The following is a 13,832-nucleotide window of genomic DNA, read 5'->3' as shown; positions in this document are numbered from 1 at the left end:
TTCTCTTCAGTATTTCTTGGGGCGAACGATAATGCAACATTATCATTCGTTATGCGTCAGCGACAGGCTGTGCGTTTTGGCGTGAAATTTATGGCAAAAAGCGCACGGCCGCTTTACCCTCCAAATGATGATTCGCCTAGATCCCGCGACTGCCAGCCCCGCCGCGCCGCCGGCCGTTCCGGCTTGGGCGATCACAAGCGCCGGCGCGCCGAGCGACGGCGACGCCGCCTTCCGGGCCGGCGCCGCTCTGGGTGCCCTCGACACGCTCGCTCGCGCGCAACCCAGCTGGGCCGGGGCCTGTCGGCAGCGGCTGGCGCTTCGCTGCGCCGCCGCCAGCATGCGGCTCGCCGGCCGCTCAGAGGACGAGGCCGCCCTGCGCGATGCCTGGTACCTGCGCCCGGCCGGCGCCGATCCCGGTCCGGCCGGCGCCATCCTTGGCGCCTGGCGGCAACTGGCGCTGCACCCGCCCGCTGCCAGCACCGAACGTCTGGCGAAAGTGGCCGAGATGCTCGGGCTCAGTTGGGACGATGAGGCTCTCGCCGACCTGTGCGCGGCAATCGACGAAAAGGTCAGCGGCGGCCGGCCGGCGCCATTCGTCGCCGCGGCGATCGCCGCTCACGTCGTCGCCATGCGCCCCGACTCCGAGCTTTTGGCCTGGTGGCTGACCGACCTGGTGCTGGCAAAAAGCCTGCGCTGGCCGCGGCCGCTACCGCTGCTTATGGCTCAGGCCTTTGGACCGGCTTTTCGCGCCGGCGGCGGCAAGCGCATCCGACCCGGGGAAGACGGATTCGAACGGGCAGTCTGCGTTGCACTGGTTCAAGCGGCGGCGGAGTCCTGCCGGCTGGCCGCCGATGTGTCGCGTCATGTGGAGCGGCTCATCGCCGTCGCACCGAAGCTCAGGGCAAAGGGCGCCGGCGATGTGATTTTTTTGCTCCTCAATGAAGACGCCGTTTCGGGCTCGCTGACGACCAAACACCTGTCGCGCTTTGCGGCGCGGCGCCTGTTCGAGCGGCTGCAACAACTCGATGCGGTGCGCGAGCTCTCCGGCCGCACCACCTTTCGGCTGTTCGGGCTCTAGCGGTGAACGAAGCGTCTGCTCGCCGCAAGCCAAACGATCAGCCGGCGCTGCTCGACACCGAACTGGAACATCTGCCGGCAGAACTGCGCTGGCGCGAATGGATGGGCCGCGTCGAAGCGGTGATCTTTGCGGCAAATGAACCGGTGACACGCAGTGTCCTCGCGCGGGTGGTGGGGAAGAACTGCAATCTCGAGCTGATCATCGACGACATTCGCGCCGAGCTCGGCGGCCGCCCCTATGAGCTGGTCGCGGTCGCCGGCGGCTGGCAGCACCGGACCAAGAAAATTTTTGGCGACGCCATCCGCGCCGCCTTCGGCACGGCAGCGGGCGAGGGGGCAAAAGAGCTGTCGCAATCGGAGGCGCTTGTCCTCATGTGCATCGCCTATTTCCAGCCGATCACCCGTGGCGAGCTGTCGAGCTTTTTCGGCAAGGAGGTGTCGCGCGACCTGATCGGCGTGCTGCGCGCACAGGATCTGATCGCCTCGGGGCCGCGCAGGCCGCAGCCGGGCGCGCCCTATACCTATGTGACGACCAAAACTTTTCTGTCGCAGTTCGGTCTCGACACGCTGCGCCAGCTGCCGGATTTCGAGGCGCTCGAGGATGCTGGCCTGCTGTCGAAGGAGAAGCTGCTGGCGGGAGATATTCCGGTGGGGCTTGTTGGGGAGAGGGGCGCCGAAGAGGAAGAAGGCTAGGGGCCATAATCTTGAGGACCAGGTATTTTGATCGGGCGTTGCCCGAGTCATGCCCTCAGCCGAACGATTGGCCGGAAAGACCACTAGGTTGGTGCCGCCTGCGTGGCGCAGCGAGGAAAACAGGATGCCCCGAAGTTCGGCCGTGATAGCCAAATCCGCAAGCTTCCACGATGGGGAACGCCCGGGAACCATCCCGATACATCCGAGAGCTCTCCGAGGTCGCTGGTGACAACCTCCGCTTCGAGACTGTCGCCGGCGACCTTCTGCGCCAGTGTCCGGGGTGTCGGGCCGGTTACTTGGTCGAGCGGACCGGAACCGCCAATCGCCGTTTTCTGGGCTGCAGCCAACTCCCCAACTACGAGGATACGGCACGCCTGAAATAGCAGAGCGCCGCGCCCATCTCATTCGAGTTCACGCTCGAAGGTCTCGAGCAACCACGTCGCCAACTTGGGTCCCTCAAGATAGAGGCCGATTTCATCGAGCGGGTTGTCCTCGAGTCCTGACTGGGACCCCCAATTCAGACTGCTGACGACGACGTGGTCGGAGTCCCAGGCCAGAAACTTCGCATGCAACTGCGGTTCGGGCACACCTGTGAGGTCCACGATGCCGTGGAGCCGTTCGCGATGCTTTGTGACGTGGCTGCGCTTCACTGGTCCGGTCCGGCGCGAATAATAGATGCGCACGTCGCTGAGCCGCCGGCCGGCGACCTCGGCGGGATCGAACAGCGCCGGGACCATGTTCGCGCCGACCTTGTTGGTACAGCAGACGAAGCGCTGCAGCGCATCGTGGGCCGCAGCGCGCAGCAGGCGCTCAGCACGACCTTGCCCGAGGCTGCGGGATCCAGCAGAAGCCGATACGCGCGAACCCGATCGGCGATGTTCTTGAGGCGCTGTTCGCCAAGACTGGCTCGAATGCAGTTCCGGAGATGCAGACTCCGCCTGGCTCGGCCATAGCCTCTATCCGCTGGCGGCGGCTGCAGATGTCTCGGTTGCGCGGATGACCTCAACGGCCTTTTGTGCAAACGGGTGATCTGCAGTTACACGCCGCAGCCTGCCAAGATCGCTGCGGTCGCCGTGTTTCGCAATCACGCCAAAGGCGAAATGCAGGTCCCGATCACGAAAGCCTACCCGGTGGTACGATGTCGGGGGCACGCCCTCGTCAACCAACTTCCGGCTGACCGCGAGCAGGTCGACCGGAAACACGCAGTGGTGCTCCTGCCAGCCAAAACTGCGGCCGCATTTGGGTTGTCGCCCGCTGAAATGGCTCTGTTAACTCTCCAAATTCAGGTTTGTTCCCTGTCAGGCGACGCGACAGGCATTCTGCTCTTCGCCGACGAAATGCCTTTGAATTTTTGGGGGAGACCGTGAATCAACTCCGACGTCGAAAGAGAAGAACCCCGCAAGCCAAGCCTACAGCAATCAGTGCTGTCGGGGTCTGGGTTGCACGATTCTGGTATCGACTCTATCGGGCAGAGGGGGATGCGTCGGCGCGCTGATGGAAGCCGTCGCGATTGCGTCCGGTGGCAGCACTATGACCATCTTGGCCTCGCGAATTGGCCATAGCGGCTTACCGGCCACGAGGAATATGACTGCGATCACGCATATCAACAGAACGGCGGCCAATAGGTTTGCGATAATTTCGCCGATCTGCATCGCTCGCTCCGTGGCAAATGAACACCCGCCGCCGATGCGGCGGGTGTTCGTGACCAAACTGACGACGAAGGGACTCATGGTCGCCAGTCCGTATGGCAAATGCGCTCGGCGGGTGTTTTGTTGCGCGCTGGGACCAATGGCTACGGCGACATCGGACTTCGGTCCCAATTGCTAAGGATGTTGCAGGTCGGACATTCTTCAGACGGCTGAAGAGCCGAATCCCAAGCCGCCATCGAGGCAAGCCGGGCATCATCCCTTCGGGTTCTGCGACGGTGAACCCGGAGCGGCCCCGCTTTGAACAGCTTCGGACTTCGCTCAGGTGGCATCACGGCCAGTGGCAAGCCTGCCTCTCTGTCATTCCTGACAAACAAGGGTCAGGATGCAATCATCTAAAATGCTCGAAGACAGAGGCGTAACGGCTGAGTCGGGTTCCTGGAGCGACGCACGTTATGAAGCCAGCGGAGTGGTTCAAAGCATGCTCTCCTGACGAAGGTTACTTGCAGATGGCGCGCAGAGAATATTAGCGATTGGGAACATACGGCCCCTGCGGAGGTTTACTGGGTGATCGGCTCTCTGGGAGGTTGCCATGAGAAACCTGTTACTTGCTTCGGTGATTGCCGTCGCCTCGGCCGCAGTCACAGTCATGCCTGCGGATGCACAGTTCTTCGGCCCCGGCATGGGCTTTTTTGGTCCGTTCGGCGGCATCGGCCCATTCGGCGGTGGCCCCTTCTACGGCGGCGGCCCGTTTTACGACTATGGCGGCCGCTATTACGGCCCCCGCTATCGCGATTACTATCCCGGCTACGTTGCCCGCTACCCGCATCGCTACTACTACCGGCATCGGCACTATGGCCGTTGCCACGTGAGGTGGGTGAGGCATTGGCGTCATCACCACCGGGTGCAGGAACGCGTTCGGGTTTGCCCGTACTGACCAGGTCGGACATTGGACCTGACGCGCTAGAATTCTGCGCAGCAACGGCTCGGCTAAGCTCGCCGAGCGGCGTTGCGCGCCAGATCGGCGTAAATTTCAGTCCGGTCGCCGTCGTATTTTTCGATCAACGCCAACGTTTCCTCGCGGGTCATTTTGCCAAGCTTCATCAGAAATTCGAATTCATGCTTTGGGACGGACGAGGCGAGCCGATCCAGCTTCGTCCTCCTGCTTTCACTGCCACCGACCATGGAAATCTCCGTCAGCGGCCAACCGGTCGCGGCTGAGCGACTTTGACATCAACACTGTGTGGCAAATCAGATGCATGGTCTTGACGGCACCGGTTTGCAATGCATCCGCAGGCAGGACAATCACCAAGAGGCCCATCCGTTCCGGCCAAATCGGTTTCCCGAACAGTAGGAACACGATTGCCGCAATCAGTAGGAAAACGGTGGCGGACAAATTCGCGACGATCTCACCAAACGCGAGAGGCGGCGGGCACCTACTCTCAACCAACTGACAACTCCGGTCCAGTAGATGGAGCCTTCGCTGGCAAACGCCTGTGGTGGCAAGGCCAGCGACGCTGATGGCCTCGACTCCAAGGTCTTCAAGGGACCCGTCCCTTTCGCTCATGGTGGCGACACAAGAGACGCTACCCCTCATTTGAGGAGTACGAGTCACGCGGCGTCCCTTATGTCCGCGTAGTTGGCAGGAATTTCCTGTCGCGACAGGTCAGGCCGCCTAGCCCAGTTCCTCTCAGCGTCGAGCAGTTCGCTCTCCGCGGTCATGCCATTCATAAAAAGCCGGAGGACGTGTGCAGCTATGCGCTCTCCGTCCTGCGAAGCAAGCGCTACGCCGCGCTCATTGCAGACTGTCTCACACACGTGGGCAAGCTTCACGATATCGCTCGGCCCCAAAAATCGACCCGGATACAACATTCGGTCCTCTCTCGGAAGCTACTGTGAGCTGTCCATTACTCGGCGTCACCCGCAGGCACAATCACCTATGATAGTCACGCACCTCGAGTCTGCCTAAAATAAAGAGTGGGCACGGCACGTTTGCGCTCGGTCCCCATTCCCGGATGCATAGGTTCTGAACCGGAATATCTACTGGCAGCCGGAACTGACCCGCGCCGACAACAAGGACCTGTCGGTGTCTGCCATCAGGCGACTCTCCCTTGCGACAAACGACGCTTGAGGTCTTCTGAATTCAGGAGGGCTGCCAAATCCTCGGCGTAGCCCTGATTAAGGCATTCTGCCGGTGCCCCCCACGCATCCGCTGGCTGCCCGGTAAACACGTCGAACACCGTCCAGCTCCCGTTAGGGTCGTAATGCCGACCTCTGGCTGTCCTCTCTTCGGGCTGGGCAGCGGGGGAACATTAGTGCCCACTGTAAGTTGGGCACCAACCCAATCAGGTTCTTGATGACAAAAATTCCCTCCTCAAACATTTTGATCCGCAAGCTCCAGACGATCTCTGACCTCGGACCATCAGACACTGCGATCTTGGGAAACGTGGCAATTCAGGAGAAGGAATATCAGGCCAACGCAGACATTCTGCGCGAGGGCGACCGTCCGACGCTTTCGTTTGTTGTTCTGGACGGCTTGATAGGGTCGACAAAAATGACAGGCGACGGCAAACGCCAAATCACCTCCTTTTTTGTTCCCGGCGACATTCCCGACCTTCATGGACTGCACCTGTCCGTTATGGATTGCAGTTTTACGCCTCTGATGGCCTCTCAGGTGGGCTTCATGAGGCATGACGCTCTTCGCGCTATTTGCGACCAGCATCCTTCGATAACGACCGTCCTTTGGCGCTCGACAGTAGTTGACGCGGCGATCTATCGAGAGTGGGTCACCAACGTCGGAAGACGCGACGGCTATGCTCGCATGGCTCACATTTTGTGCGAACTCATTGTCCGCCTCCGCGCCGTCGGCCGCATCGAAGATCATGTGGCCCGCCTTCCGATAACGCAGGCTGCGCTTGGCGATGCGCTTGGCCTTTCCACCGTGCACGTCAACCGAATCCTTCAGGATCTTAGACGCGACGGTCTGATATCCACCGTGGGCTCGCGTTTTCATGCAACCGACTGGGCTGGGCTCGTTCGCGCCGGGGATTTTGATGGCACCTATCTGCACCAAAGGGCCGCTGAAGCGTTGTGGCAGTAGAGGTGTTCCATGGCGAGATATTTCTTTGACAGCAGTGTCCGCGACGAGATCATGAAAGATGATGAGGGGATCGAATGTGATGGGATAGAGGCAGCATGCCGAGAGGGCATGGAGGGGCTCAGAGATTTGGCGCGAGAATTCCTTAAGGACCTCGATGGCCAGCAATTAGCGATCTATGTCAGGGACGAGACTGGTGAAAGGCTGCTGAGCTTGAGCATCACCCTTCAGAAGAAGCTGAGCGGGCTTTGAGCTACCCGGTTTTCCTTCTAGGTCGTGCGAGCGCGTGAAGACGCCATAGGCAGGGGCCTGCCGACAGGCCGCCACCTGCGCTCCTGCTGGGCGGTTGTGATTGCGAGTCATGCACCTCCTAGCCTGCCACAAAAATCCGGCGCACCTTCTTCGTAGCTTTTGAGTTGCGCCTCATCGGCGAGGGCACGGTTGGTTCCTGTGCCAGACGGGCTTCTTTCAACCGCGCAGTTTTGGCAACGCGTTCGGCCCTTTCTTTTTCTACGATAAGTGTCGCAGCCGCTGTAGCTCGCTCGTTACGGCCGTCATCGCTCGACCACGGCATCTCAGTGTTTCCCCTTAAGTTTCATCGCCCGCCGTGCCATTTTGTATCTAAGCCGCGCTCTGGCCTCTTCTATTTGATTTTTAAGCGTGGCTTCGGTCGCCTTGACCGGCCTCTTGCTCGCAAGACGATTGTCGTTGGCAGCTGTATTGATGGGCATCTCGGTTCTCCTGTGCGAGCCCGAACTTCGAGATGCTGGAAGAGTTCCCTCTTCGCGCTCAGGAATCCTGGGCATCGTATGGAGTGATGGAACGTCTATGCTGGGCAATGGTCGACCTCGCGGCAGCGGACAGCACACTCCATTGGCGGGACTGGTAGCGGCCAAAAGGGCGCAAATCTGGTAGCCTCTCATCGCCGTTACAGTCGCACGATCTTGTCGAGATGCAGGCGTATTCGCTGGCCTTCAGCAAAGGCGACTGCGAAGGCCTTAAGGTCGAATGAAAGGGATTTTTCCTGCCCGTCTTCGACTACATGGACCTGCCATTCTCCGCAGGCTTCGACCAATCCAACGCTAGGGTGAGCATTGCCATTTGGCTTCACGCAATCCATCGCAGCCTCCCCTGAAAGTAATGGTCAAGCCGAATTTGTAAGCCCGCTGAAGGCCATCTTTCAATAATAAATGCTTGTACGGAATCAGACTGATCGGGCAGGTAGAGACCCGTTGCGCATTAGCTCGAACGTGACCTTTACAACAAAAACTAGGGCGCTCGTACCGTCATGAACATGCAATACGACTTGGCGGTACGCGCCATCGGGCATGTTGTCTCGAGCTATTTCGAGCAGCGCCCTTGCCGCCTCGTCTTCGGCAGCTTCTAGGCTTGGAAGGTCGGTGCCTTCCGTGTCCGGGAATGAGGTTCCGTTGTCGGTTAGATCGAAGAAGAAGCGGGCCATGCGCTCCTAATCACAAACCCGGAGAAATGTTTCCTGGCGGCCTACCTCATACCTAGCCTGCCAAATGCATACGGCGGCTTAGAACAAGGAACAAAAGCAGATCAAACGCGTTCTGTCGTTCCGAATGAGGAGAACGAAATGCAAGCCTCAGACCGTGCAAAAAGCGACGACATCAAGAAGGATCCTGACGAATGGACGACTGGTGACGAGCCAATGACTCCGTCGCAGGCTTCCTACCTCAAAACATTGTGCGAACAGGCGGACGACGACAAAAGTTACGCCGAAGATCTCAGCAAAGCAGAGGCCTCCAAGCGAATTGATGCGCTAAGGGCGAAGCTGAAGCTTTGATGGCGCCGCTCTGGAGTTGAAATGTGTGGTCAAGGACGGTCACAAATGCCCGTCGCGGCCGCACCAGATGGCTTTCCGAAGTATGGCCTCCCGCCTGCAGCCTGCGAATGGCCGGCTCGATTTAGCAGGGCTGGGATTAAGCGATTGTCCGCTTTGCGCCTCATTCCGGCAGCTCAGGCAGCCGCGACAAGTTCCCAAAAGCTGCCGTTCGAATTGGCTATGCCGGACGGCCAAAACGGAGGTGTTCGGGGATGGGCAGCTTTCGACAAGCAACACGGCTTAGCAGATGCCCACCGCGTTCATGTCGGCGCTGCGTTTGGCCATCGGCTGATCAGTGTGGCCATTGGCCCAGACTGCAACGCGGTCGATCAGACCTACTTCGGTTTGCCTTTGAGGTTGAAGTTGATCGCCGTACAGTCGCAACGCAAGGCATCCGGTGCGGTTCTCGGCGTCACGTAGAGCCACATCCCGCAGTCCGAACATCGCAGGGTTCCGAGCAGGTCTTTGAACGCCGAAACGACGGGGAGGAAGTCCTTCTTCCCGAAGTTCGCCCACGCATTGAAATGCACGGCAGGGTTCACCGCCCATTGCTCGACGTTGCTTGCCTGACTCGCCTGAGCAAGAGCTGCCTTTCGTTCTCCGACAGAAGCTTTGGCGGCCTCGTTCGCCCATGACTGGGCAGCATCGGCAGCCTTGCCATACAGCTCCTTGCTGCGCGTCAGCACGGCTGGCATCAGTTCGCCCAACTCAAACTTTCCGTCCGCGTGGAACACGGTACGTGCACCCAGGTCGTCGGCCAGCACCCATGCCACATATTCCAGGTAACGTCTCAACGCTGCCGCAGCAACGTCCGCCCTGCCTTTCGCGAGTGCGGCCTCGATTTCCTCCCAGACATCCGTGCTGCTCTCGGCGAGCGGTCCCGTGTCGACGCTCCAGCCATACAGGACGAGCGAAGTCTTGGCGCTGACCAAGCCATCCGATCGCATCTGCTGCGCCCACAGCCGGTCGTGCGTCGTGATGACGAACTGGGTGTCGGGGAAGTGGGTCTTAAGCAATTTGCAGAACTGGCGACGGTGATCCGAGTCGACGGACATGACCACGTCGTCCAACAAGGCGACGGTGAAGTCCTTACCGAACAGCCGCTTCATCAACGCGAGGTACATGCACACGCCCATGCCGTCTTGGTGGCCCTCACTGTGGTAGGCGCCCGGCGGATAGAGCCCGCGATCGTAGAAATTTACGTTCAGATCGACGCGGCTCTCGCTTGGCTTAAGCTCGGCGGTAAAATTAGCCTCATCGCCTTCGTTCAGCATTCGGTAGAAGCTGCTGAAGTCGGCCTGGATGTCGGCGTACAGCGCGTTTAGCTCGTCCTCCATCGCGGTGCAGTATTCTTCGTAGGCGATCTTGGCCATCACACTGGCACGCTTGGCGGCGGCCTCAGCGCGCATGCTCGCCCGGTAGTCCTCCAGACGCAATTGGGCAGTCGTCAGGAAGGTCTGAGCCTCGACTGCAGCGCTCTGGTCAGGCTTGGCCTCGATCGTCCGGCGCAGTGACGCGAGACGATCGACGACATTGGATGGAACACTATGCCACTCTTCGGTCAAACTAGCCTTCAGCCCGATCAAGCCGTCAAAGTTACCTAGGTCGGATTTCAGGCTGCCGAGCTCCTTGCCCCAGTTGTTGATCGCTTCCAGGGCTGCAATGTCGTCCTCGCCCTTGGCAAGGCGATGGGCCTGTCGCAGAAGTGCCAAGAGTGCCTCTACTTGGCTCCCAACGGCAGCGCCGTGGCGCAAAAGGGTGTGCTGCAGCGCGCCAGCATCGTCCGACTTCGTGAGCTTGGCCCGCAGATGCCCTAGGAGGTGTTCTTCATCGGGCCACTGATGGTCGCAGAGCGGGCACTCAGGGCCATCAACCAACGACAGGCCCTTCTCAATGAGGACTCGCCGCTGGAGCGACGACAATAGAGCTGGATCTCGCTCGAGGCGCTCGATACCCGAGAGAATGGCGGTGCTATCGCCAACTACCAGATCCGAGACGCCGATGCTTGCCTCCTGCAGGGCGTCTAGGTCGCGCAATGCGGAGGACTTGTTGAAGGCCATGACCTTGTCGGGGTCGGCGATGCCATCGTCCACCTTGGTCTCGGGCGTGAGGTCGACAATAGAAGGGAGCCCCAGCACGGTACGGCGTTGGTTCACCGACTGGAGCAGTTCCGCGATAGCATTGTTCTCGCTGCCGAGGTGACGCTGCAGGGTCGACCGACTGGACGCGACCTGACCACTTGCCGACTTGAGAGCATTCGCAAGCTTGTTCTGAGCGCTGTTGAGCGCGGCCCGCGTCTGCCCGATTTCCTCGAGCTTCAAGATCGTCTGGATCTCCTCTGAGCGCTTGCTCGGCTCGACGAGGATGAAGCGAAGGATGTCGCGCCTGGCCAACGTGATCTCAGGGTGTTCGGCGAGCTCGTCGAACACGGCCCTGATCTCGGGCTCGTCGGGAACGATCTTGGGTTTGTGTGGAGCGGACACCTTCCTGATGACAGTGGCGCGCTTGTTCAACGAGGGGATAAAGACCTTGAGCTCGACGAAGGCTGCGTCCGGGAAGCGCACCATGTCGACGTGGGGTCCATGCTCGGAAATGCTCAAGCCCCTCGTTCCCCTTCCCGCCAGTCGCCCTATCTCGCCAGTTAGTCCGAACTCTATTGCATCGATAACCCCGCTCTTCCCGGACCCGTTCGGGCCGGAGATCGCATAGGTGGATCGGTCCAGATTCACGTCAAGGCGACGGATGCCTCGAACTTCTTCGATATGAGCGGCCTCGTGCGTGGCGCCTTGGGTCAGCGGCCGGCAAGTCGAAATCCGCACTGCCCAGTGCTAGTCTTACCGGCGTTGGACAGCGAGTCGTGAGGAGCCGGAATGAAGCTGAAGCGACTAGAGAAGATGCGAGTCGGTGGAACGCGCACCACGATGCAACTGAGCTTACCCATGCCCAAGACGCCGGACGGGCGCTTCTATCGCTATTCCCCCAACGCCGACGCCCATCCCAGACATTTCGTGATGGGAGATCCTGTGCCTGAATTCGTTCCTGACCCGTCCAGGCAGGCGCGAATGAAATATGTCCCTGGCACGCCCGGGACTGTGTGTCCCTATAGCGGGATACGCGCCGACGATGCGGAGTTCATGCACCCCGATGACCGCAAAGCCGCCCTCAAGGTGGTCGAGCACGCCGCGCTCCAAGACATGCAAGACGCGTTTTCCGACATGCTGGCCGGCGTCGCGAAGGGCAGCAAGTCGCTCACCTACAAGCCGGGGCCCAGGCGAAATCGCCCACGCCCCAGGTTCGGGCGACGCGATCTTATGCGCCTGCTCGTCTGCGATTGCTGCGGGCGCGACTACGGCGTCTTCGCCATCGCGCTCTTCTGCCCGGACTGCGGTGCACCGAACCTGGCGCTGCATTTTTCCCGAGAGGTGGAACTCGTCGATCAGCAGGTCGAGCTTGCAGAGGCTTCGGGACAGGATCGACAGGAACTAGCGTACCGACTTCTCGGGAACGCTCATGAGGACGTACTCACGGCATTCGAGGCCACGATGAAGGTCGCCTATGCCTACATGATCCAGAGCCGACCCGCAGGCTCCGCGGCGGTTAAAGCGGTAGGCAACGACTTCCAGAACATTGAGCGAGGTCGAAAGCGCTTCGAGGAATTCTCGTTCGATCCGTTCGCGGAACTCGATGCCGCCGAGTTGTCCACGCTATCGCTCAACATCCAGAAGCGCCACCTCATCGGGCACAATCTGGGGGTGGTGGATGCGAAGTTCGCCGAGCAGGCGCAGGAGGCGAAGCTGGGCGAGACGGTAGGCCTGGTGGCGACGGACATCCGGACCTTCGCCGCAACATGCCGTCGTGTCGTCGGCCGCCTCGACGACTTTTTGGCCGGCCAGGCGCTCTCGCCTGCGTCCGAGCAGACGCAGATCGTCCCGGCAACCGCTCCCGCAATCGCGATTGGTGATCTCACTCTCGAAGGCAGCGCCGTCGGAAAATGGATCTGTGCCAGTTCCAAGACGGGCCTGCCGGAGCTTGTGGACGAGCAGGCGTTGATCAAGGCATTCTCATCCATGTCGGAGGATCAATTGGCAGAGGCCGTGGCCGACCTCGCCGAGGATGGCTATGTCACGCTGACACACCTGATCTCGGCACGGCTTCCGCGGGTGTATGTCGCGGAAGATCTGTTCCTCACATTCGATCCACATTGCCTTGGGCACGACCCTGCCGCCGATGCGCTCGCATTGATCCCGTTGGTCCTGTCGAAGCAGAGCGTGTCCTTACCCGAACTTCACTCGGAGAGCGGGCTCGCCCTTCGGAGGTTCAATCCAGCGATCGGACTACTAATCTCCGAAGTAGGTGAAGGGCGAGTGTCAGGCTCTTGGCTCGAAGGGTACCAGACACCATCGTTCCTCCTCGCCGACGAGGATCGTGTTGCAATCAAGCGGCTGAGACGCCGCTTGGCGGATAAAAGACGGCATTTTCTGGCAGATGCAGCCAGGGCTACTACTACCTTTCGAGCTTGAGCCCCGGATACCCGACTGGACATTCTCCGGCTACTCTCTGTCTCTAGCTCCACACGATGCCGCTACGAAAAGGCCGTTGAGCGGCTGTCTTTTCTTTGGTTCCTACCATAAGTTGTCAGTCCGCGGCAGGCCGCTACGAGTGGCCCATGCACTCGCACTTCAATGTCTGCTTGCAATAGATCGGCGCCAAAAGCCGCCATTCCGCATACGGCCCCATAACCGTCTACCGGCGTTTCTCCGGTGGCCAATCATGGCCGAAGGAGAAACGAAATGGGACACTCATGCTACGACCTTGCCGCCTCCGATCGCCGCGCATGGAATGCAGGCAAGAAGGTTGGAACGAAACGCCCTCTGAAACCTCGACAGATATGGGCTATACGCTTCTTTCTCGATCGAGAACGGCGTCTGCGAGACAGAGCGCTCTTCGATTTGGCGATCGACAGCAAGTTGCGCGGCTGCGATCTCGTCAAGATCAAAATCGGCCACCTTGTTGTAGGACCGGAAATCCGAACTCGCGCGATGGTCATCCAACAGAAGACCGGCCGACCTGTTCAGTTCGAGTTGATGAGCGACACACGCTCCAGCCTACTCGCATGGTTGGAACGACGCGGCGGGACAGTGGATGATTACGCATTTCCGAGCAGGATCCATCCAACGGCTCACATGAGCACAAGGCAGTATGCCCGCCTCGTCGATCCGGTGAGCGGCAGCCCCTGCCGACTCCCGATCGTGCGGATACGGGACGGAACGCCAAAGAGAGTCGATCGCCGAAATGTTATGGCGGCGTCTGATACGGGCCGCAGTTCCGATTGTGGGGCATTAGGCGCGGTCGGAGCCAGGTGTGGAAATGTGAGCGGCAATTAGAACCAATGCCGTCCTACAGCTAAGAGAGGAACCGGGATCCAACCTTGTTCGGTACCGGGGAGGACGCGTTTTGACAACAATGTCTT

The 13,832-nt window shown here is 60.1% G+C and carries 15 protein-coding genes and 2 pseudogenes; 8 read left to right on the top strand and 9 right to left on the bottom strand.

Annotated features, from left to right (window positions below):
- Positions 1 to 127: 127 nt before the first annotated feature.
- Positions 128 to 1,078: a DUF1403 family protein gene (locus LB577_RS25145; RefSeq protein WP_224689367.1), complete on the top strand. Its 951-nt coding sequence runs from the start codon at positions 128 to 130 to the stop codon at positions 1,076 to 1,078.
- A gap of 2 nt (positions 1,079 to 1,080) precedes the next feature.
- A complete protein-coding gene (gene scpB / locus LB577_RS25140; RefSeq protein ID WP_224689366.1) occupies positions 1,081 to 1,770 on the top strand; it encodes an SMC-Scp complex subunit ScpB in 690 nt (229 codons plus the stop codon).
- A 401-nt stretch (positions 1,771 to 2,171) separates the two neighbouring features.
- Here the strand turns inward: scpB and LB577_RS25135 are convergent.
- From LB577_RS25135 to LB577_RS25125, 3 genes and pseudogenes are all read right to left on the bottom strand, one after another.
- A pseudogene (locus tag LB577_RS25135) lies at positions 2,172 to 2,582 on the bottom strand (hypothetical protein); the annotation flags it as partial.
- A 144-nt stretch (positions 2,583 to 2,726) separates the two neighbouring features.
- A complete protein-coding gene (locus tag LB577_RS25130; RefSeq protein WP_224689364.1) occupies positions 2,727 to 2,972 on the bottom strand; it encodes a hypothetical protein in 246 nt (81 codons plus the stop codon).
- A 216-nt stretch (positions 2,973 to 3,188) separates the two neighbouring features.
- Positions 3,189 to 3,500: a polymerase gene (locus LB577_RS25125; RefSeq protein WP_224689363.1), complete on the bottom strand. Its 312-nt coding sequence runs from the start codon at positions 3,498 to 3,500 to the stop codon at positions 3,189 to 3,191.
- Positions 3,501 to 4,008: 508 nt separating this feature from the next.
- Between LB577_RS25125 and LB577_RS25120 the strand changes: the two genes are divergently transcribed.
- Positions 4,009 to 4,353: a hypothetical protein gene (locus LB577_RS25120; protein WP_023769203.1), complete on the top strand. Its 345-nt coding sequence runs from the start codon at positions 4,009 to 4,011 to the stop codon at positions 4,351 to 4,353.
- 53 nt (positions 4,354 to 4,406) lie between these two features.
- Here LB577_RS25120 and LB577_RS25115 read toward each other — a convergent pair whose 3' ends face one another.
- On the bottom strand, positions 4,407 to 4,601 hold the full coding sequence (locus LB577_RS25115; RefSeq protein WP_224689362.1) for a hypothetical protein: 195 nt from the start codon (positions 4,599 to 4,601) through the stop codon (positions 4,407 to 4,409).
- Between the two features lie 1,171 nt (positions 4,602 to 5,772).
- Between LB577_RS25115 and LB577_RS25110 the strand changes: the two genes are divergently transcribed.
- Together LB577_RS25110 and LB577_RS25105 are read left to right on the top strand one after the other, a co-directional pair.
- On the top strand, positions 5,773 to 6,516 hold the full coding sequence (locus tag LB577_RS25110; protein WP_224689361.1) for a Crp/Fnr family transcriptional regulator: 744 nt from the start codon (positions 5,773 to 5,775) through the stop codon (positions 6,514 to 6,516).
- 9 nt (positions 6,517 to 6,525) lie between these two features.
- Positions 6,526 to 6,765: a DUF6894 family protein gene (locus LB577_RS25105; protein WP_224689360.1), complete on the top strand. Its 240-nt coding sequence runs from the start codon at positions 6,526 to 6,528 to the stop codon at positions 6,763 to 6,765.
- Positions 6,766 to 7,088: 323 nt separating this feature from the next.
- On the opposite strand, the gene LB577_RS25100 is transcribed toward LB577_RS25105, so the two are convergent.
- The 3 genes from LB577_RS25100 to LB577_RS25090 all read right to left on the bottom strand — a co-directional run bounded on the left by LB577_RS25100 (position 7,089) and on the right by LB577_RS25090 (position 7,975).
- The gene (locus LB577_RS25100) at positions 7,089 to 7,244 is read right to left on the bottom strand and encodes a hypothetical protein (RefSeq protein ID WP_224689359.1); all 156 of its coding nucleotides are present in this window, start codon (positions 7,242 to 7,244) and stop codon (positions 7,089 to 7,091) included.
- Between the two features lie 197 nt (positions 7,245 to 7,441).
- Entirely contained in the window at positions 7,442 to 7,633 is a 192-nt protein-coding gene (locus tag LB577_RS25095; RefSeq protein WP_224689358.1) for a hypothetical protein, read from the bottom strand.
- Positions 7,634 to 7,717: 84 nt separating this feature from the next.
- Positions 7,718 to 7,975 carry a DUF6894 family protein gene (locus LB577_RS25090; RefSeq protein ID WP_224689357.1) on the bottom strand — a complete coding sequence of 86 codons (258 nt, stop codon included), beginning with the start codon at positions 7,973 to 7,975 and terminating at the stop codon, positions 7,718 to 7,720.
- A 138-nt stretch (positions 7,976 to 8,113) separates the two neighbouring features.
- Here LB577_RS25090 and LB577_RS25085 point away from each other — a divergent pair, with 138 nt between their 5' ends.
- On the top strand, positions 8,114 to 8,323 hold the full coding sequence (locus tag LB577_RS25085) for a DUF3072 domain-containing protein (RefSeq protein ID WP_224689356.1): 210 nt from the start codon (positions 8,114 to 8,116) through the stop codon (positions 8,321 to 8,323).
- Positions 8,324 to 8,697: 374 nt separating this feature from the next.
- Here the strand turns inward: LB577_RS25085 and LB577_RS25080 are convergent, their stop codons facing one another.
- Positions 8,698 to 11,181 carry an AAA family ATPase gene (locus LB577_RS25080; RefSeq protein ID WP_224689355.1) on the bottom strand — a complete coding sequence of 828 codons (2,484 nt, stop codon included), beginning with the start codon at positions 11,179 to 11,181 and terminating at the stop codon, positions 8,698 to 8,700.
- A 51-nt stretch (positions 11,182 to 11,232) separates the two neighbouring features.
- On the opposite strand from LB577_RS25080, the gene LB577_RS25075 reads away from it, so the two are divergent.
- Positions 11,233 to 12,882 (top strand): hypothetical protein, encoded by a 1,650-nt coding sequence (locus LB577_RS25075; RefSeq protein WP_224689354.1) that lies wholly within the window; start codon positions 11,233 to 11,235, stop codon positions 12,880 to 12,882.
- 279 nt (positions 12,883 to 13,161) lie between these two features.
- Here the strand turns inward: LB577_RS25075 and LB577_RS25070 are convergent, their stop codons facing one another.
- Positions 13,162 to 13,413 carry a hypothetical protein gene (locus LB577_RS25070; RefSeq protein ID WP_224689414.1) on the bottom strand — a complete coding sequence of 84 codons (252 nt, stop codon included), beginning with the start codon at positions 13,411 to 13,413 and terminating at the stop codon, positions 13,162 to 13,164.
- Here LB577_RS25070 and LB577_RS25065 point away from each other — a divergent pair.
- Positions 13,312 to 13,578: pseudogene (locus LB577_RS25065) on the top strand (integrase); the annotation flags it as partial. The gene LB577_RS25070 and the pseudogene LB577_RS25065 sit on opposite strands and share 102 nt — an antisense overlap.
- Between the last annotated feature and the right edge of the window lie 254 nt (positions 13,579 to 13,832).

Origin of the sequence: Mesorhizobium sp. B283B1A (assembly GCF_020165735.1) — a bacterium.
Classification (GTDB): Bacteria; Pseudomonadota; Alphaproteobacteria; order Rhizobiales; family Rhizobiaceae; genus Mesorhizobium; species Mesorhizobium opportunistum.
Note: the sequence above shows the minus strand (reverse complement) of the source record. Positions and strands in the feature narration are given on the sequence as shown.